Genomic DNA, 19,184 nt, shown 5'->3' with positions numbered 1-19,184 from the left:
ATTAGCTCCTTTCCTTATCGTATATGGGTTTTACAAAGCCCGCACAAGGCTGTTATATTTATGAGTTCATTATTTCTTCTGCCTGCACATCGTCAATAGGCGTGTACATTGAATCCACAAGGACTTTTTGCTCTTCCTGTGAAAGATTACGGATCGCATTCAGCGGGATATCTACTGTTTGCCCCATACTGTTGATCTGGATGTAGAAGACATTTTTCTCCATACGTCGCGGATCCTCAACCGAAGCCGGTTTCTCACCAATCATCTGATGCAACACTTTCTTAGCGTTGTTCCAATTCTTCAGATCACCTCTGAGCTTACAGTCCCGGATAAGCTGAATCTGGTCCTTGATCATCCAGGCAAACCAGAAATCCCAGTCAAACTGGTGCTGTGTCTTGAACAGTTCTTTTGCCAGGGCGATATCCTTACGTACCTGTGTACGTGAAATCCGGTATTTCGCCAGCATGATGTTGATGATATGGCTCTCATTGGGATAATCATCCAGCAAACGGGCTATCTGCAATACCCGGTTGCACTGCACCCGAAGATGCTCCGGCAACGGACTGTTTTCCGGATCAATAATGTGCTGCCGGATGAGTTCATATGACTGTTCCTCCAGTGCAGATTTACTTTTGGATGTTGTCAAGCTGTTACTCATACTCAAGATATTGCTTTTGCGATTTAAAGAACTTGATCAGTTCCTGTTGTGCTGGATTGCTGCCGTTGATGGCGGACTTGATGATAGCCTCCCGTACTTCAACCATTTGGCTGAGATGCCCACGATAAAAAGCCGTCCGGACTTCAGTGCCCGGAGTACGGAGCTCTGCAAGAAAATCCGTCTCATCCACACCGATATTGATTGCGATCATTCCCGGAGGGATAAGGCGGTACGCCATTTTCTCAATTTCTTCACGTTGTTCCTGCGTCAAACTCATCATTCAGCATTTTAAAATCAAAGTCAAAAATATCTCTGCCGGTATGGATGATTCCACGTTCCAACTTCGGGTTATGTGTGGCGTTCTGACTGCCTACTACGGTGATGTTCCAGTCTTCATTATACAGCAACGCCACCTTCGCATGCAATGCCAGGCAACGGTAACAGTCTGGAAATGTAGTCACCAGATAATCGAACGGTTTGGGCGAGATGCTGCGTACACGGTTATCGATCAGGAACCGTACCGATAGCAACTCACCGGTCTCAACCTTACGACGAAGGGTGTTGATACTATCCATCGAGATTGAGTAAGTAGTCAAGAACAGGTGTGCCGGACCGGTCTGTTTCAAAATATATAAAATCAACTGGATCAGGTTAAATGCTCCGGAAGAATAGAAATGCTTATCCCTGCCGGGAACCAGCACTCCCATAGCGTCCGGATGCAGCAGCTTCTCCGAAACCCGATCATGGTCGGAGGCTGCCACATCCGTTTGGCGGAGAGGGAGCGCATTGTCCTTCATTCTCTCCGCCGGCATCTCATTCATATCGCTGCAACATACCAACATTATTGCAGCTCGGCCAGTCTATACTCTATTTTCTCCACCAGTGCCTCCTGATCAGCCACCTTCTTCTCGTATCTCACACGTTTGGGGCAGTCCGGAAGCGGGTTTTCCTTGCCGTCTTTAGGCTTGCTCTCTGAAGAATACAGCAACATGTTTTTTGCCTTGGTAATCTTACTCTTGGCATTGGATTTCGCTTTCTTCAGTTCTTCGACGGAAAGGGAACTGATATCGGTCTGTTCATCTTCCTTTTCCGGCTTTTCTTCAGCAGCATCCACTTTTTTATAAAGCTCGTCCAGCTGCTCATCAGTCGGCAACTCCTTGTTCTGCTCATATTGCTGTTTGATGGCAGCCAGCAATGTCATACGATTGGAGAGAGAGGCTATACGGGTAACAATATCCTTGCGCTGTGAACATACAGCCGCTGTATTGCTCTCACCCTGTTCGGCAAGTAACCGGTGCAGCCGTGAACGTTCATTATAGCAATCCCGGAAATCATAGATAATTTTGGCAATAACAGGCGGATAAGCGGGCTGTTCATCCGTTTCACGTGCCAGTTCTTTTTCCGCAATGGTAACGATGGCCGCCGCCGTTGCTTCCGGAACAGTCTCGGAACGTCCATCATTACCGGGCACCGCATCATCCGCCAGGTCCACATCCTCAAAGCGCGGATCATCCGGATGATACCAGACTTTAATCATTTGCCGGATCTCGTATTCCAGCTTCTCGCGGGTATGTGGCTTTTCGCCTAATTTAGCCAGTTTGGATGATACGATTGTCTTGTAACCTGATTTAGCAAGGATAGCCACACCAGTATTGTATTCTCTCTTAGCAGAGTTCAGCCAGGCGATACCTTCTCTGCGGGCTACGATATAAGCATTTGTAATTTCAGCCATGATTCTTGATATTAACGTTATACAAAGGTGTTGCGAATTTTATTGCTGTGATAGGACAAAACAAAATGTCCGCCTTCCGGAAAAACTCCGGAGACGGACATAAACAAGCAACTAACCAAACGAAGAAACAAAAATCAACCTCCAGGTGCGTTCTTTACAGTGAGAATGTCTTCCGCATCACCTTCATACACACATTTACGCGGTGCGGTGAAAGTATAATGAAGTGTATTCTGATTACGCGCGGTAGAGTTTGCCCCGGTGGTAGAACCGTCTCCGGAGGCACGCATGGCACCACGCCGCTTGTCACCCATCAGGTAATTCGTGCCATTGTTGTCGGTCACGATGAAGAACATCTTGCGGCCTTTGGTCGCATTCTCAAAGCCGAATATCTTTTTCCGCATCTTGGCCGAAATGATATTCAAGTCCATCAGGAACGATTCACCACCGGTTTCTCCCTGATCCGTAATCTTGAACTCAGCCAGTTCGTCAGTGATATCCATCTTATAGGCCCGGCAACCTTCTTTCATAACAAGATCACCGACCAGTGCACCGGCGGCCTCCAGTGAAAGCGGATCATCCGTCTTTTTCGGGTAGTCCGGCCATGTCGCCACATCTGCATGATAACCGAAGATAACGGACGGTATGATACCGCCCATATTATCCTGGTTCTCGCAGTCCATTGCCTCGTTGATATCATCAAGGGCAATACATAATTTAGGATCTACTTCTGCCATAGTCACAGGATTTATTCAGATTTAACAACGTATGTACCCGTCACTTTCTCTACTGCACCCGCAGCAGGAGTTTTCTTCTGCACGGCAGGAGTGGTATATCCGGCGGCCTCCAAGAACTCGACGGTATATTCCTTACCACCGGGAACCGCTACATACGTACCGGAATCACGCCAAGCCTCTTCACCCTGAATGCGCCATTTGCCACCGTTGGCCTTCGCTTCATCCGGTGCAATTGTGACCTCGATATATCCGAATGGATTGGTCCCTTCAGGATCCACCGGACGGTCATTGACGCAGAACTCCGATTTATGCACCGATACGAACTGGAAGCCAATCACGTACTTGCCCGCAGCATCGAACGTATAAGGATTGCCGGAATTGAACGGCTTGATAGACTTGAAATCGCTCTCTTTGTCAAATCCGTAGCAAATGTTATTTTTAGTACTCAGCATGATAAACTGGCTACCATCGGGAAGATTTGGAACACGTACCAGCTCACAACGGTTGTTGGAACCGAGCAGGTGTTGTGTATCGGAAGTATCTTCTTTTAATCCGATAACGATAGTACCTTCATCTTTGCGCCAGTCATCATACATGTCGCCCAAATCGTCGGAAATGAACATCTTGATGTTCTTCTTGCGCTTGAAGGTACGCGGCATGTGACGCCACATCTCCAGCAACTTTTCGCCAATGTTGGCACGAGTCAGCTCACCGGTGGCATATACGTTGCCTTCAGCACTGGAGATATCTCCGACTGCCTCGCCTTCGGTAACAATGGTACCGATACCGTCGAAAGAGTCCTGAATGTCCGTCTTGTTCTTATCAGCGCTGTATTTCGCTGTGAAGATGGCAAACAGCAAATCATTGGATGCCAGTTCGTGCCCGTGGTTGATCAACCACAGCTCGAAGGGATGTTCTTTGCGGAGCGTACCGGGTACCTCAGCAATGTAGGTGCGACGGTAACGTTCCGGCTCATCGGACATCTCCATCACGACGGGACGAACGACCAGACGACGCGGAACAATCTTACCCAGATATTTGCCGGCTTCAAACTTGCCGGTGTACTTGCTTGAAATGCTTCCGCCTTCTACCTTGCCCAATTCAAGGGAATCGGTAATGCCCGGTACCGGAGTGAAATGTTTCAATACCTCCGAAGCGTCGAGCTTATCGACCGCCTTCAGGATGTCTCTGTGTTTTTTTACCGCGGTCAGAACCGTGGTAATGTCAATAGGTGCTTTAAAATCCATAAATAGAATAGTTTAGATGTTATTCATTCTCATAACTGTTGATCGGATCCGTGGCGATATCGGCAAACTTGCTGTCCTCATTCGATTCCTGATGACTGGCGGTTGCCGTTCCGGGAATCTTGGCCACGATATCACGGATAACCTGTACCTTAGTCTTGTTGTCGGCTGCATTCCTGACGCTATCACTCAGGCTGTCGAGGTCGTTGACAACTGCCGTCAGATTATTCTCGGCCGTCTGTCTGGCTGTATTGGCGGCTGTCAGATCGCTTTCAGCTTTGGTTTTCGCCTCATTGGCTACCTTGATGGCGTCATTGATAGCCTGCAAGTTCTCTACGGTAAGCGATGTCTTACCGTCTTTTTCCTCAATGCCTTCACAGTTGAGGATCTGATTAATGAAAGTAAATTCTTTACGCATGGAAATAACTGTATTTGAATTAGAAATGTCTTCAGATTTATTATTGGCAGGAAACAACCCTTTGATACCGTCAATGATTTGGGAAACAAGGTTTCTGTCATTGCCTTTGGGTTGCGTTTCCGATTCGGAAGCATTGAGTACCGGCAATGGTAAACCGATGGCAGTAAAGCAGTCGGTTATTTCATTGGTCACCTGAGGCTTTTTATGCACACCGGGAATGATCCTGTCTATGAAGCCCCATTCCTTGACTTCAGCGGCAGGCATCCAGCGTTCTTCTTCCATCAGGGCAATAACATCCTTCAGACTCTTGCCGCTGCGGTTGATGTACTTTTGCGCAATCATTAAGTCAATGGCTTCGGCGCTCTTCTTCTTGTTCTGCAACTCCTTAATGGCACCTTCAATCTGATCGGCATTGAGCTGTCCCCAAATGTCCACGCCCAGGCTGCACTTATGCGCCAGCCACATACCGTCCTCATGCATCTCAATGGACTTGCCACCGAACGCCAGTATGGTAGCCGCCGAAGCATTGAAGCTGATAAATTCCACCGTCACATTGCCATGCTCAGCCATAAGGTTTGCCATGGCGACCGCTTCGGCCACATCACCGCCAAAGCTTGAGACTTTCAGGCGGACGGGTTGGCCTTTTGCCTTATCTAAATAGTACTTCAGATAATTTTTGTTGTAACAATACCGGTCAATACTGCCGAATAATGTGATAACTGTCTCGTTCATATAACTTTTTTGCGCAAAGAAAAGCGCAAAAAAAACGGTACCCAAGGACACAGGGCACCGTCAAACAGGGAATAAGCGTTGTTTTTACGCTTCCAGTTCTTCCAATCCGGATATATAAATGGTGGGTTCATCCTGTACGCAGGTGAATGTAAAAGACGTGCCGTTCCGTTCTGAAACGGAACGCCCGCTTGTCTTGTTCGTGGCGAATAACATAAGTGCGTCTTCTTGACCGCACCAGTGGACCTGGCCGTTACCGTCCACTGCCAGCACATACCACAAGCCACGCTCCAGCGTCTCCATCAGCTGATTATTCACTGAGGAGAGTTTAGGAATCACCCCTTCAATGGAAACATTCCAGCAATCCCCCGCATCATTCACTTCCTTGTCCTCATTATATATATAAGTGTCATTGGCATACACCGGAATGGAAATAATATTCTCCCGGTCGCGAAGCTCCAGGTAGTTCAGACCGGCATTGTAATCCTTACGGATCCGCAAAAACGAGGTCGGGGAAACGGCAATCACCTGCAACAGTCCTCCGACGTTTTCAAAATCATAATTTATCACTTTCATACGCTAATCTTCCTTGCTGGGAAATTGTCCCAAACTCGGACAACTTCCCCAATATTATACGGTTAATAAAATCAAAAATAGTAGTATTCTCCACTGTCTTCCGATATCCGTGTCGGTTATACTCCCTGCGGATGGTGTCATAAGACCAGGTGTCTTCAGTAAATCCGAACTTCGTCTGGAAATTACGGATGGCGGCTGATAGCGGAAGCCCCATACTCACGTGCGTATCAAGATAGAGGAACAATATCTGTTTGATCCGCCGTTCAATCTTGGTACCGAATGCCACCACTTCGGTGTTCGACATCGACCAGCCATAACGGTAGAAGTCATCACGGCGTATCTCTACCGCTACATTGGCCGTATAGCGGTAGAGGTTACGGTATTTGTTCTCGTAGCGTCCAGGCTTGGATAGCCGTGAAAGGAAATCGTTCTGCAACTCCTTGTCGGAAGACAGGTTAACGATTTCAGTCCAGGTATCATCAGGCGTATTGAAATTATGCAAAAGGAACTGCTTAACATATGGTTTGCAAGGTAGCCAACAGACAAATCGGTCTTTCTTTATCATTTAAAGTGTTGATTTTTACACAAATATACTAAATACCGAGCATATAACCAAGTCCTTGCACGGATATAGTATAAAATTCGTGCGGCAGTACTTTTGTACATGTACACATTTATACACACCTGTATATCAATAGATTATACCCGCACAAAAATCGTACATTCCCGCACTAATTCTTCCGTTTGCGTACTTTTCGGCCTTTTTCCCGAAAAAGTACAATTCGTGCGCTATTTGTGCGCAATTCGTGCGGATTTTGTGCGCCTGTAATTTGTTGCATATCAAATTGATATAAGAAAACAACAGTACTTCTGCACGAATGCACGATTTTTTTTCTGTTTTTTAAGGTAGTCTCTTTTTAAAAAGAAGAATAAAAAAAAGAATAATATACCCCCTCCGGCAGTTCCTACGACTGTCGCTCATGCACGTTTGTTCAAATCGTTGTTGTAATGGGTTGGGGGAAAGGGGGAAGGGGCAAAAGAAAGAAAAGATAGCATCCGACTGTACTCACGTACCGCCGGATGCAGGCAAACACTCAATATGTACTTTTAAGAATACTCCGTGTTATGTTTTCTCGGAATGACCGGTAATCATCAAAAGAATACTTCTGTTATGGAAGGTCCTCCGGATAGAATACTCTGCAAATGAACTCGTACTCACGGGGAATTGAACGGACTCCTACAACTACACACAGGCCCCGTGCAGCCATTTCATATAAACGTTGGTTAGTGAGTACGGCCCCACGAAAATTATAATTACTACAGAAAACGAAATAGGCCGTTGCCAGGTCTATACTGAAGATATCATTCGATATGATTTTTGCCGCATCTGAAGGAATGCGGGCAAAGCCAAGCCGTACTACCAGGCGACTCAACAGCTGCTTGCGTTCGACCGGATCCGGTGAAACGACCACCAATATTTTATGCTCTTTTTTTAGCATGATTTCTTGCGTAATTCATTGAAAATATGTATCTTTACATCGTAGTAAATTGGCATAATCTACTCCTTTTCCCGTCTCGGAGTGAAGCGATTTACAGAGGGGCTAAAGCCCGTTGTCCGTCTCACGTACTCCACATCATCCGACAACTCCAACTGTCCTGTATGCACATCGTATGGTTGTTCCGCAATGAGTATTTTTACGATATCCTGAAACAGCTTCAGGTCTTTTTCCTGACAACGATCTGAAATACGGAACTGCTCGCCTTCCGGTAAGTCAATACACATCAGATATACTGCATCATAGAACGCCATGAAACGTTCAGGTGCCATCTCGTAGAGAGGCATAAGCCGGGCTATAATATCGGAATGTGTATCGTTCATCAGAATGCAAGCTTATTAGTTGATGCTTCAGGAAGATCACTCTGCGGTGTCAGTTCGCCAGCTGCTTTTCCTATGGTAAAGTATTCAATACCTCCGGATTTATCATCTATAACCGGTTTTCCGTCTTTATCCAGGAAGAGGGGTAAACCGCTTTTTGCATCGTATTTATGCGGATTGAATATCCAGCCTTTCCATTCGCAATATTTTTTCAATTTGTCCTTAAATGCCGTAGCACTTATGAATTTGCGTTGCTGCGGATCATAGTTACAGAAATTGTCGTAAATCTCCTTACGGGGAGTACGGCGGTGGTTTTCTTCGCTGCTAAAATATTCATCCGCCCAGGATATAAGGGTTTCGCCAATTTCTTGTCTGAGCTTACGTTGCTGCAAGCGTTCGCCCGGTGCCTGTACAACTCCAAATTTCAAGTAAAGCTGTATGCAGTTGGCCAACATGTTCCAAGTTAGGTTCCACTGCGTGAAGTCCCATTCGGAAAAGAACAATACCCCGAAATCATCCATAGGCTTATGCTGGTCGTTATAAAAATCGGAAAAAGCTATCAGCCATTGCCGATCAGTATAACTGGAACCCGTACCACGGATAGCATGGTTCGTTGGAATATATACTTTAGGAGACTTTGCGAAAGGATAGGTGATACGCGCGCCTCCCTTCTTGTTTACAGTCCAGTCACCGGTAAGGTTAGGAAACAGGAACTCAAAATTGAAATTCTGCATAACATCATCAATAAACACCAGACGGGTCTGTTCATCAATATCATTCCAAATGAAACTGTCATTGAAGATATCCGTCCGTTTTCCGGATATATAGACTGTATCGACTACCTGGCGCATTAATTCGCCAACAAGCGATTTACCGCTACGGCCGTTACTATCGCCCACTTCCGACTGCTTGCCGTCCATGCCAATAACGGCACGTGTCACGTTCGCGTCCTTGCACTCCATCAGCATATAGCCAATAGCACACATTTTACTGAGCAGGTGGAGATTATTTTCATAAAGTTCGCCTTCTTCAATCTCTTCAGGCTTTTTTCTCCAGGTAAAATTACTGGTATTGATCAGGAATTGCAGATAATGACATTTCTTTCCTTCCGGAGAGAGTTCATAATCATATTTGCCGTCTTGTTCTCTGAAGGCAATAAGGGGATGGCCGAGGTATTTGGCATCGGTGTTTTTCCGCTGTTCTTCCCATATCTGGTGAGTAATACTTTCGTAGCCCACTTCTTTGACTTCATGCTGGGTTATATGCCAACAGCGGTCACGGAAATAGAAGTATTGTTCATCACGGGACGGGGATATAAAATTGGGTTGGATGAAAGCAAGTCTTGACATCTGGAATGGTCCGACATATTGCGAGCCTCCCTTGAGTAACTGATTATTGACAAAGCGGCTACAATTCTGTTCGGCAAAGGCAAACATGAAATCGCGTGCATCTTCTACGTCAATAGTCCGGACTATTGGCGGATCCAGATGGATATACGTCCATAATTTGGTATCGAGCAAACGATATCGCCCGATCCCCCGGTTTTGAAAAAAGGTTTTGGCGGCCACATAATCGTATTCAAACACAGGTATTCTGTTGCCGTTCGTTTCCTTATAGTCTTCATTCCAGAATTTTTCATCTTCATCATAGGGTAGGGCGGATACCACCCTGCCGCTTTCGTCAAACTTATAGGCATACCGGCCAAAGATAAACTCCGGAAGTTCCTGTAAAACTTCGCGGTGTTGCTCAGCAAATTTTTCGTGACTATGCAGATTCCATAACTCACGTAGTTTCTGATCGTTCCATGTAGTAATTTTAAATATTTCTACATACTTGCCAATTCCAGATTTCTCATTGCAGGCAAATTCTATATCCTTGGCAAGTTCTTCTTCATGGCCGCTCAGTTTGTTTGCCAACAGATCATCCAATCCCTTGTCACCTTCATCATTCTTATTAATGTGGCCAATGAATATTTCCACCATGATACCGCGGTTCTTCAGCATCCGCATGTATTCTTTGAAATTTCGGGCGGCAGAGAAAAAACACCGGGGGCGTGTATCAACAGGAGTATTGAACTTTATATTGTTGGACAGATCATTCCAGTCTGAATCAAAAATGAAGGCCACTTCCTTAACACCGCAAACGGTGATAATCTTGACAAGATCTTCCGGCAATGCCCCTTTCTGTCCCAGGTTCTGAATACCGCTAACCGCTATTGAGGGAATGCCGTGTTTACAAGCCTTCTCCGCCTTCTTTTCCCCTTCCTGGATGTAGAGTCTCGGAAACTGCTCTTTCTTTTTATACATCTGCCTCATGCGTTCCGGAATGTATATGGGCGTACCACTACCGGCAGGAGATTTGTATTTGAACGGTTTCCCTTCCTTGTCCCGGTGTTCGTCCGGGAACTGCCAGCGGACCCGATAATACACCTTGAGTTCCTGCTTGCCACGTCCCGGTAATTTGCGCATATAGGTAACCGGCATACCGTCCAGATCATAGTATTCGATAATGACATCATCCCCATCAACGATATTACCATATTCATCAATGGTTCCCGGACGGAAAGTTTTTGCCTCAAAAAGACTCTGTGTATCTCCCTTCTTGAAGATATGTGCCGTTACATCCTGATATGTCAGTCCGCTACCGGCAAGCATACGGGCGCAGAATGTATCAATGCTTTCTCCTTTGGCCTCTTTGCTTTGTTTCTTCATTTTAGCAGGCTTGGCTGGCTTTTTCTCCGGTTTGGGATCAAGTAGTACATTAAATTTGCGTGCCAGGTGGTCGAGGGCTTCCAGAAATTGCATATCTTCCGCCCTCTGCAAATAGTCCAGCGGTTCCTTGCCCTTTATATCCGGGCAACTGAAGCATTTGAAAATCTGTTTGGCCGGAGAAATATGTAGCTTCTCCTGTCCGTGGCATTTGGGACATTCGCACTTATATTCAGCGCCTCGTTTCCGTAGTTCGTGAAAGTCACCGATAACATCAAGAAGCTTCCCTTTGGAAGCTTCCTTGATCCGTTTTATATCATCTTTAGTAAAGTACATAAGAGTTTTATATGTTGCCGCTACGAATTACACTGTTTTTAGGATTAAGTAATAGGACTTAAATTTTGCCAAGAAACAGCATATACGTATCGAGTTCATTTTTCAGCCGGGCATTCTCATTTCTGAGTTGCTCAATGGTATTGTTCCGGCAGGAAACAGCCTGGTGTAGCTGGCTGATTTCTTGCGAATAATCAATTTGTTTCTCACTCCTTTCTATCTTCTTCAGTAGCTGCTGTTTTACCTTGCCGATTTCCTGTTCCAGGTAAGCATTCCGCTTCAGCACACTTCTGATTTGCCCCTCCAGATACAGGGTGCGCTGTTGCTCTCTGTGATAATCTTTGAGCAGGTATTTGAATAAGGTCTCGATAGGGGTATCGAGTGCAAGATTGTCTTCTGCCATAGTTGCCCTATATATAAAAGTTAATCACCTATTAGCTGCTTAATCGTATAATTTTGCTTCCCTTTGAATTTAGAGAAATCCACTAAAGACTGTTTACGATAAAGGCCGATAGCCACTCTCCGGAATCTTTCATAGTTCCGACCGTCGATAGGAAGTAATTCTTCTTTATGCATAGCTTCATTCAGTTCTTCACGTGTATGAGCATAATGACCATAGCAACTGTTTTCTCCGAAGTCATGCTTCATAGTGTGACAATGATAACGATCGTCCTTTGATAGAAAGATTCTCAATCTTTCCAACCGGGTAAAGCTTAATCTGCTATAACCCAGCCTTGATATTTCAGTCTCTTCCAGCCAGGCCACAAGTTCAAGATTGTAAAACCCTTTGTTATATTCTCTTCTATAGAAATAGTGTATTTTCATCTTTAGTTTTTATGATATTCTTTTAATAATTCATCTATATCAGAATCATCAAGCTCATCCAAGTGTTTCTGGTACTCAACGGCAGCCTCTATTATTTTTGCCATTAGAGGTTCTTCATTCATAGCCTTTATTATGGCCATTGCAATATCTACCGGGTTCCCACACACTACAGCTGCTAATGCAGATTTATCCTTTTCCTTTTGAGAGAGGATACAGAGGCCATTCAATTTGTAATTGGCGCAGTCAATTGCAAATTCTTCTATTTTTGCTTTAATATTAATATTTTCCATTTTTATTCAATTATACTTTTGAGAAAGAAAAGAACTCAGTTCCATTTGAAATTTGTGTGCTAAAAGCTATCTTTTTTGCATTGCAATATTTAGCCAGCTTGTGTTTGAAAGCTGTAGATGAGACACATGTACGTCTCTTACCATCCTCTTTCAAAAATAGTTCATATAACTTTTTTCTGGAGATGGTCTGATTTAGATATGAAGGATTTGAAAAATAGATGTCTGCCCAGGAAACAAAATCCGTTCCTATTTCAACTTCTATTTTACTTTCCCATAGAATTTCCTGAGTTAATACTGGCCCATAATTCAAATAAAGTTGTACGCAGTCAGCGATCAACATATAAGCATACTTCCAGTCTTCGATATCCCAGTCTGTGAAGAAACATTTTCCGAAATCATCAATGGGGCTATGGCTGGCATTGTAATAATCAGAAAAGGGAAGTTCCCATTTCCTATAATCGACACTAACTCCTTTGCCAGCTATCTCCGAGAAAGTTGTGATAACTATTTTGGGAGAATATGAATAAGGGATCATATCTACTTGTTTTCCTTTTCTATTGATCACCCAGTCTCCATTAATACATGGAAATAACCAATCAAATTCAAAGTTTTCCGGTAGATCATCAAGCACAACGAGTTTGGTCTGTGAGGATAGGTCATTCCAAATAAAAGCATTATTTATATCGATGAATCTACCAGTTATGTGTTCTGCTTGAATGAACTTGGCTATGAAATTCACAAATAAGGTTTTCCCACTCCGTCCGGGTTCTTTGTTCATGTAATCGGTTGCAATGACTGCACGCGAAACATCCGGTCTCTTTTTCTGAAAAATCAAGTACCCAATAGCACAAAGTTTGCTCAATAGGATAGAGGCTTCTTGCCGTTTGTCTTCTTCAGTGATTTCTTCCGGTATTTTGCGCCAAGTGAAGTTACTGGTATTAATCAAGAACTGGAGGAACTGGCATTTTTTACCTTCTTGAGTTAGTTCATAATGACAGACATTATCTGTTTTGTGAAATTGAATTAATGATGTAGTCATGATATTTTCAATAATTTTATTAGGAATTTATTAACTCATATCCCTTGTTAGTTGGACGATAAACAACATCTCCGAATGGTCCAGCCGATTTTGTCAATAAACCGTTTTCTACCATTTCGTCTAATTCATCGGATGGTTTGCTATAACCACCCCATCCTTTTTTGCAGATATGTTCTAAATGAATAAACTGCATCTTGCTTAATTTTATATCCATTTGATTCATTGTTATTTAGAATTGATAGTTTGTAAGCAGTCTAAATATTATTGCTATTTCATTTGATTCTGATGCCAATAAGTTATCATCTCACCCACATTTCGAACTTTGATTTTCGCTTTAATATTCTCGCGATGGCGATTCACCGTATAAGGCGATATGTGCAAATCTGCTGCAATCTCATCCGTTTGGTAGTTGGAGACAATGAGCCGAAACACCTCCATCTCACGCTCACTCAGTGCCGTATCAAGTTCCGGGCGACAAATCACTCCTTCATGCTCGCACTCCCCCCGCAGCGGACACTTTACCTCTTCGAATACAAACTGGCCATCTTTGTTTATGTCAAGGTTATACTGATCATACTCCCCGAAGTTGCAACGGATGAAACGGTGTACCACGCGGAACTCGTAATGCCAGCGGTTCATCGTACTGGCTGGATAGAGCTTCATCAATCTGGCATGTGCCTTGGGGTAGCGGTCGCGGATGATGGAAAGCATATATTCGATGGTCGGACGGTTGTTCTCACTGAGCACAACCGCTGGAAAACCTAATTCTTTCATCATCACGTCACCTTCGGGGGTGTTGTAGAATTCGATGTTGGCTATCTCATTCATAAAAAACTCCATCTTATAGTACATATAGGATTTGATTCTCCTATAAATTCGACTTTATATCCAAGTTCTTTTAGTTCGGTCACAATTTCGTCAGAAATTTTTTCTGATAGATATAAGCAATATTTTCCTATGAATGCTTTTTCAAAGATTCGATCCAATAAATCATCCAATTCTTCATTGTTATCAGCAATCTTTTTTGCTTTTTCGGCTGTAAGTAAAGTTAGTTTCATATTCTGTTATTTTTTAGTTGTTGGAAATAGCTCTTCTACACTCATGCCAAGGTATTCTTCATGCTCGCACTCACCCCGCAGCGGACACTTTACTTCTTCGAATACAAACTGGCCATCTTTGTTTATGTCAAGGTTATACTGATCATACTCCCCGAAGTTACAGCGGATAAAACGGTGCACCACACGGAACTCGTAATGCCAGCGGTTCATCGTACTGGCTGAATAGAGCTTCATCAATCTAGCATGTGCCTTGGGGTAGCGGTCGCGGATGATGGAAAGCATATATTCGATGGTCGGGCGGTTGTTCTCACTGAGCACAACCGCTGGAAGACCTAATTCTTTCATCATCACATCACCTTCGGGGGTGCTGTAGAACTCGATGTTAGTTATCGGCATGAATTCCACAACGTGATGAGTTTGCAATATTTGTGTGCTCCATTTCGTGAACTTGAACTACAGCTTTGCGAATTAGTGAGGGATAAAATGTACCTTGTACATCTACTTTGCACCCGTTTATGAATTCAAAGTGTGCATAAATCTGCTCTGGGGTATATTTTATTTCACTCACTTTTAATTCTAATTTGAAAAATTCAAAATCCGCATAGGGATTACCGCCAAAGGGTATTCTTTTAAATTCATCCATAATTTGATTGATTCTTAATTTTGTTGAATTATGAAAATGTTCTCATATAGTTCTCTTTCCAAAGGCTTGAAAGAGTCTTTTCTTAATTTGTCATAGAACGTAATTAATGACATACCGCTTCTTTTTAGGAACTCATCACGGAGCTTCAGTCTCGTGGCTTTCTCCATTTGGTCGTAATGGTATTTAGGTACCATTTTTGATGTTTTTTCGTTCATAATCTTAAATGTTACAATTATTGTTATTATATTTATAACGCAAAGGTCTAAAATAATAATCCAATATCAAAATATTAATCTTATTATTTTAACCCAATCCCGTTATTTAAACCCAATATAAATAATATAGCATGTTTAATCCTGATAAAATAAGAAGATTATTGGAAGATAGAAATATAAGCCAAGCACAGTTTATAAAAGATACAAGTATATCTAAATCAAATTTATATGTTTGGCTTAATAACACTTCAATCCCTGGTGCTGACAATCTAGAAATTATAGCAGATTATTTTAATGTACCAATAGACTATTTTTTTGATAGAGAAACTAATTCTTTAGGGGTAAGTATTGGGCATCAAGTTAAAGGTAATGGCAACAAGATATCAGGAGATATAACTTTAAGTGAGTGCCGCAAAGAGATAGAGCATCTTAACGCTCTTTTAGAAGAAAAAGAGAGGGTGATAACTGAGAAAGAGAGAACAATTCAAATATTAATCCAAAAGCAAAAGTAATATGGATAAAAAGTCGTATCTCTATATCGTTGAAGCTGGTCAGTTCAGCTTTGAGGTGGAAATAGAAGAGCTATTAGGGAAAGTAGGAGATAGTATTTGCATCAGCACAGACGGAATTGACCCAGATGGATTTGACGTTAAAATAACTTGTATTAAGGAAGGTTATTATGTGTATTGTTCAATGCCAGGTGTTGATTAAACATAAATGAAACCTTTATAGGAAAATGAAATTTAGAACTTTGTTTTACATCCCGTTTGTGTCCCGTCAGATTGTCTATTTGTTGGGCATAAACGGTGTACATATTATGTTAGGAACTAAAATCTGTTTGGATAGGTTACCCCCCCCTCTTCTAAAAGTAATTTAGGCAACAAAAGATATACAACTGACTATCAGCCAATAAGAAAAGTAGTGGCAACGGAATCACAGAAGAAAAGTCGCAAATCGCTAATAAATAAGCATTTGCGACTTTTCTTTTTCATGAATTAGGGTAATTCTGTAGAATACGGGGATTTTTCTGTATGATTTATTTTCATTCTGAATATAATCTATTTTGATTATGTGCATAATTTGTTTTTCTCATGCTGTTGGTCTCTAGATAGTCCCCCTTGAAATTTACGTAAAATAACATTTGTTACAGCTGTCCTAAAAACTACAAAAAAGTTAAAATGGTTTTGCTTCTATAGCTATGAACACTAATTTTGGGATATCAACTTTTAAAATTTAAAGCACATGAAAAAATTTTTGTTATCCATTGCGCTGTGTTGTGCAGCAACTAACTTTTTTGCACAAACTACAGAACCTGGAAATCTAATTAACGAAGGAAAGGCAGCACTCGAAGCCAAAAATTACCAGGAAGCATTTACAAAATTCAGTACCTACCTGACACAGACAAACAATCAGGACTCTGTTATCGCTTACAACTGCGGCGTTTGTGCCGATAAAATCAAAAAACCGGAAGAAGCTCTCAAGTATTTTGATATTGCTATTCAAAAGAAATACAATCTGGGAAATGCATATGTAGGTAAAGCCGGTGCATTGAAGGATTTGAAAAAAGACAGTGAGTATCTTGCCACTCTGAAAGAGGGTATAGAAGCGGCTCCGGAAAACAAGACATTGAAAAGACTTCATGCTAATTATTATCTGAATGCCGGTATTAAAGCACAAAAGGCTAATAAACTGGATGATGCTGAAGAAGCTTTCAAACAAGTACTTGCTGACGATGAAAAGAATACCAATGCATTGTACAGCTTGGGTACACTTTCTTATAATAAGGCAGCTTTAGTTCTGAAGAATGCAGCACCATTGGCTAATTCAGATAAAGCTAAGTACGATGCACAGAAAGAAATCGCTGACAAGAACTTCCAGAATGCTAAAACGTATCTGGAACGTGCACTCCCCTTACTCTCGGCAGACAAACCTCGTGAAAAAAGTATGATAGATAATATTAAGAAACTATTGCCGCAAATTGAAGCGCAATTGAAATAATCAATCTATCGGAAAGAAGAATAAAAAAGCCGTGTTGGAATTTCCCGACACGGCTTTTTTTATTTATAGTATGTTATTTATTTCGTTTTCTTCAATACTACTGCTGTACGGGCAGGAATATATAACTTCAACCATTCCTTCTTCTCTTTTTCATAAAGAGGATCAGCAATAGTGAAATGTTTTACAGTGTCATCTGCTAATCCATTACCGCCATAAGCAGGATTATCCGTATTCAATACTACTTCATATGTGCCCGGAGAAACCAGGAAGCCATAATCGGTAAATGACTGTTTCGGATTGAAGTTGAACACAAAGACATAATCCTTACGCATGTATGCCAATACCTGATCACCGTCATTATGCCAGATTTCCTGAACAGGTGTTGCCTGGAAAGCTTTCACGCTCTTAATGATTTTGAGCATATCCGCATCAAAGTCGGCCATATAGTGGTAAGTAAGATTCTTGTTATCTACCAGATCCCACTGACGGCGGGCATACTTGCATGACCATCCATTACCTTCACGTGGAAAATCAATCCATTCGGGGTGACCGAATTCGTTGCCCATGAAGTTAAGATAACCACCATTGATAGTACTTGAAGTCAGTAAACGTATCATCTTGTGAAGAGCAATACCACGATTTACTGTGTAGTTTTCATCGCCTTTCTGCATATGCCAGTACATATCGGCATCTATCAGACGGAAGATAATCGTCTTATCGCCCACTAATGCCTGGTCGTGACTTTCTGCATAAGATATGGTCTTTTCATCTTTACGACGATTGGTTACTTCCCAGAACATGCTGGACGGTTTCCAGTCTTCGTCTATTTTTTCTTTGATGGTCTTGATCCAATAATCGGGGATATTCATCGCCATACGGTAGTCGAAACCATAGCCGCCGTCTTCAACTTTAGCTGCAAGACCGGGCATTCCCGATACTTCTTCGGCAATCGTTATTGCTTTGGAATTTACTTCGTGGATAAGTTTGTTGGCAAGTGTCAGGTAGCAAATGGCATTGTCGTCCTGATGGCCATTGAAATAGTCTCCATAGTTACAGAAGGCTTCACCCAGTCCGTGACTATAATAGAGCATAGATGTTACACCATCGAACCGGAAACCGTCGAATCCGTATTCCTCAAGCCAGTACTTACAGTTGGAGAGAAGGAAATGGATAACTTCATTTTTCCCATAGTCGAAACAAAGTGAGTCCCAAGCCGGATGTTCACGTCGTGCGCCGGGGTAGAAGTATTGATTCGGATCACCGGCAAAATTGCCCAAGCCTTCCACTTCATTCTTTACTGCATGAGAATGAACGATGTCCATAATCACTGCAATACCCAATCCGTGTGCGGTATCGATCAACTCCTTCAATTCTTCCGGAGTACCGAAACGGGAAGAAGCGGCAAAGAAACTGGATACATGGTAACCGAAACTACCGTAGTAGGGATGTTCCTGAATTGCCATGATTTGAATGCAATTGTATCCGGCTTTAGCTATGCGCGGAAGAGTTTTTTCACGGAACTCGTTGTAAGTTCCTACTTTATCTTCCTGTTGCGCCATACCGATATGGCATTCGTAGATAAGCAAAGGATCCGTATTAGGTTTAAATGTACGCTTCTTTACTTTATATGGCTTTTCCGGTGACCAGACCTGCGCACTGAAAATCTTGGTTTGCTCGTCTTGTACCACCCGTGTTGCCCAGGCAGGAATACGTTCTCCGCAACCGCCTTCCCAATGTACAATGAGTTTGTATAAATCACCGTGTCTCATGGCATCTGCCGGGAGTTTGATTTCCCAAACACCATAATCCTTACGTTTCAGACTGTACTTCTTCAGTTCTTTCCATTCATTGAATGTGCCCACCATAAATATTTCTGTGGCGTTGGGTGCCCATTCACGGAAAATCCAGCCGTCAGCAGTACGGTGAAGTCCGAAATATAAATATCCCGAGGCAAAATCAGACAAAGTCTGTTTCCCTTTGTTCGTCAGTTCAGCCTCTTTGTCTAATACATGCTGATGACGGCCTTTGATGGCATCTTCGAAAGGTTCCAGCCAGGGGTCGTTTTTGATCAAATTCAATGTTTCCATAAAGGATGAGTTTTTGATTGA

Annotated in this window: 25 protein-coding genes; 3 read left to right on the top strand and 22 right to left on the bottom strand. The window is 42.8% G+C overall.

Going from position 1 to position 19,184, the window contains the following annotated elements; translation table 11 throughout:
• Positions 1 to 58 precede the first annotated feature (58 nt).
• From VYM24_RS18465 to VYM24_RS18365, 21 genes are all read right to left on the bottom strand, one after another.
• A complete protein-coding gene (locus tag VYM24_RS18465; protein ID WP_330940598.1) occupies positions 59 to 658 on the bottom strand; it encodes a hypothetical protein in 600 nt (199 codons plus the stop codon).
• Positions 651 to 938, bottom strand: a complete 288-nt coding sequence (locus tag VYM24_RS18460) for a hypothetical protein (RefSeq protein WP_330940597.1) — start codon at positions 936 to 938, stop codon at positions 651 to 653. Before VYM24_RS18460 ends, VYM24_RS18465 begins: the two co-directional genes overlap by 8 nt.
• Positions 910 to 1,479, bottom strand: coding sequence for a hypothetical protein (locus VYM24_RS18455; RefSeq protein ID WP_330940596.1), 570 nt, complete (start codon positions 1,477 to 1,479; stop codon positions 910 to 912). The genes VYM24_RS18460 and VYM24_RS18455 overlap by 29 nt, the downstream gene beginning before the upstream one ends.
• A gap of 20 nt (positions 1,480 to 1,499) precedes the next feature.
• Positions 1,500 to 2,390: a hypothetical protein gene (locus tag VYM24_RS18450; protein ID WP_288259179.1), complete on the bottom strand. Its 891-nt coding sequence runs from the start codon at positions 2,388 to 2,390 to the stop codon at positions 1,500 to 1,502.
• Positions 2,391 to 2,524: 134 nt separating this feature from the next.
• Positions 2,525 to 3,124 (bottom strand): hypothetical protein, encoded by a 600-nt coding sequence (locus tag VYM24_RS18445; protein ID WP_118424663.1) that lies wholly within the window; start codon positions 3,122 to 3,124, stop codon positions 2,525 to 2,527.
• Between the two features lie 11 nt (positions 3,125 to 3,135).
• Positions 3,136 to 4,371: a hypothetical protein gene (locus tag VYM24_RS18440; RefSeq protein ID WP_330940595.1), complete on the bottom strand. Its 1,236-nt coding sequence runs from the start codon at positions 4,369 to 4,371 to the stop codon at positions 3,136 to 3,138.
• A gap of 19 nt (positions 4,372 to 4,390) precedes the next feature.
• Positions 4,391 to 5,518: a Clp protease ClpP gene (locus tag VYM24_RS18435; protein WP_330940594.1), complete on the bottom strand. Its 1,128-nt coding sequence runs from the start codon at positions 5,516 to 5,518 to the stop codon at positions 4,391 to 4,393.
• Between the two features lie 84 nt (positions 5,519 to 5,602).
• Positions 5,603 to 6,091: a hypothetical protein gene (locus tag VYM24_RS18430; RefSeq protein WP_025834328.1), complete on the bottom strand. Its 489-nt coding sequence runs from the start codon at positions 6,089 to 6,091 to the stop codon at positions 5,603 to 5,605.
• A complete protein-coding gene (locus tag VYM24_RS18425) occupies positions 6,072 to 6,656 on the bottom strand; it encodes a hypothetical protein (protein ID WP_073314394.1) in 585 nt (194 codons plus the stop codon). The genes VYM24_RS18430 and VYM24_RS18425 overlap by 20 nt, the downstream gene beginning before the upstream one ends.
• A gap of 604 nt (positions 6,657 to 7,260) precedes the next feature.
• The gene (locus VYM24_RS18420) at positions 7,261 to 7,590 is read right to left on the bottom strand and encodes a hypothetical protein (RefSeq protein ID WP_224321542.1); all 330 of its coding nucleotides are present in this window, start codon (positions 7,588 to 7,590) and stop codon (positions 7,261 to 7,263) included.
• Between the two features lie 59 nt (positions 7,591 to 7,649).
• Positions 7,650 to 7,970, bottom strand: coding sequence for a hypothetical protein (locus VYM24_RS18415; RefSeq protein WP_224321541.1), 321 nt, complete (start codon positions 7,968 to 7,970; stop codon positions 7,650 to 7,652).
• On the bottom strand, positions 7,970 to 11,011 hold the full coding sequence (locus tag VYM24_RS18410) for a CHC2 zinc finger domain-containing protein (RefSeq protein ID WP_330940593.1): 3,042 nt from the start codon (positions 11,009 to 11,011) through the stop codon (positions 7,970 to 7,972). Before VYM24_RS18410 ends, VYM24_RS18415 begins: the two co-directional genes overlap by 1 nt.
• A gap of 58 nt (positions 11,012 to 11,069) precedes the next feature.
• A complete protein-coding gene (locus VYM24_RS18405) occupies positions 11,070 to 11,411 on the bottom strand; it encodes a hypothetical protein (protein ID WP_330940592.1) in 342 nt (113 codons plus the stop codon).
• 20 nt (positions 11,412 to 11,431) lie between these two features.
• Complete coding sequence (locus tag VYM24_RS18400) at positions 11,432 to 11,833, bottom strand: hypothetical protein (protein ID WP_330940591.1); 402 nt, start codon at positions 11,831 to 11,833, stop codon at positions 11,432 to 11,434.
• 2 nt (positions 11,834 to 11,835) lie between these two features.
• Positions 11,836 to 12,123 (bottom strand): hypothetical protein, encoded by a 288-nt coding sequence (locus VYM24_RS18395; protein ID WP_330940590.1) that lies wholly within the window; start codon positions 12,121 to 12,123, stop codon positions 11,836 to 11,838.
• 10 nt (positions 12,124 to 12,133) lie between these two features.
• The gene (locus VYM24_RS18390) at positions 12,134 to 13,162 is read right to left on the bottom strand and encodes a hypothetical protein (RefSeq protein WP_330940589.1); all 1,029 of its coding nucleotides are present in this window, start codon (positions 13,160 to 13,162) and stop codon (positions 12,134 to 12,136) included.
• 19 nt (positions 13,163 to 13,181) lie between these two features.
• Positions 13,182 to 13,376, bottom strand: coding sequence for a hypothetical protein (locus tag VYM24_RS18385; RefSeq protein WP_288259187.1), 195 nt, complete (start codon positions 13,374 to 13,376; stop codon positions 13,182 to 13,184).
• Between the two features lie 53 nt (positions 13,377 to 13,429).
• Positions 13,430 to 13,990, bottom strand: a complete 561-nt coding sequence (locus VYM24_RS18380) for a response regulator transcription factor (protein ID WP_330940588.1) — start codon at positions 13,988 to 13,990, stop codon at positions 13,430 to 13,432.
• A complete protein-coding gene (locus VYM24_RS18375) occupies positions 13,987 to 14,220 on the bottom strand; it encodes a hypothetical protein (protein WP_138292308.1) in 234 nt (77 codons plus the stop codon). The genes VYM24_RS18380 and VYM24_RS18375 overlap by 4 nt, the downstream gene beginning before the upstream one ends.
• Positions 14,221 to 14,226: 6 nt before the next feature.
• Positions 14,227 to 14,616, bottom strand: a complete 390-nt coding sequence (locus VYM24_RS18370) for a hypothetical protein (protein ID WP_330940587.1) — start codon at positions 14,614 to 14,616, stop codon at positions 14,227 to 14,229.
• Positions 14,603 to 14,863 carry a hypothetical protein gene (locus tag VYM24_RS18365; protein WP_138292307.1) on the bottom strand — a complete coding sequence of 87 codons (261 nt, stop codon included), beginning with the start codon at positions 14,861 to 14,863 and terminating at the stop codon, positions 14,603 to 14,605. Before VYM24_RS18365 ends, VYM24_RS18370 begins: the two co-directional genes overlap by 14 nt.
• Before the next feature lie 346 nt (positions 14,864 to 15,209).
• Between VYM24_RS18365 and VYM24_RS18360 the strand changes: the two genes are divergently transcribed.
• From VYM24_RS18360 to VYM24_RS18350, 3 genes are all read left to right on the top strand, one after another.
• Complete coding sequence (locus tag VYM24_RS18360; RefSeq protein ID WP_138292305.1) at positions 15,210 to 15,590, top strand: helix-turn-helix domain-containing protein; 381 nt, start codon at positions 15,210 to 15,212, stop codon at positions 15,588 to 15,590.
• Between the two features lies 1 nt (position 15,591).
• Positions 15,592 to 15,789 carry a hypothetical protein gene (locus VYM24_RS18355; RefSeq protein WP_138292304.1) on the top strand — a complete coding sequence of 66 codons (198 nt, stop codon included), beginning with the start codon at positions 15,592 to 15,594 and terminating at the stop codon, positions 15,787 to 15,789.
• A 531-nt stretch (positions 15,790 to 16,320) separates the two neighbouring features.
• The gene (locus VYM24_RS18350; protein ID WP_007218411.1) at positions 16,321 to 17,076 is read left to right on the top strand and encodes a tetratricopeptide repeat protein; all 756 of its coding nucleotides are present in this window, start codon (positions 16,321 to 16,323) and stop codon (positions 17,074 to 17,076) included.
• Positions 17,077 to 17,153: 77 nt separating this feature from the next.
• On the opposite strand, the gene VYM24_RS18345 is transcribed toward VYM24_RS18350, so the two are convergent.
• Positions 17,154 to 19,163, bottom strand: a complete 2,010-nt coding sequence (locus VYM24_RS18345) for an alpha amylase C-terminal domain-containing protein (RefSeq protein WP_291549219.1) — start codon at positions 19,161 to 19,163, stop codon at positions 17,154 to 17,156.
• Between the last annotated feature and the right edge of the window lie 21 nt (positions 19,164 to 19,184).

The sequence above is a fragment of the Bacteroides sp. MSB163 genome (genome assembly GCF_036416795.1).
Classification (GTDB): domain Bacteria; phylum Bacteroidota; class Bacteroidia; order Bacteroidales; family Bacteroidaceae; genus Bacteroides; species Bacteroides maternus.
The sequence above is the reverse complement of the archived record's forward strand: the minus strand, read 5'-3'. Positions and strand labels throughout refer to the sequence as shown.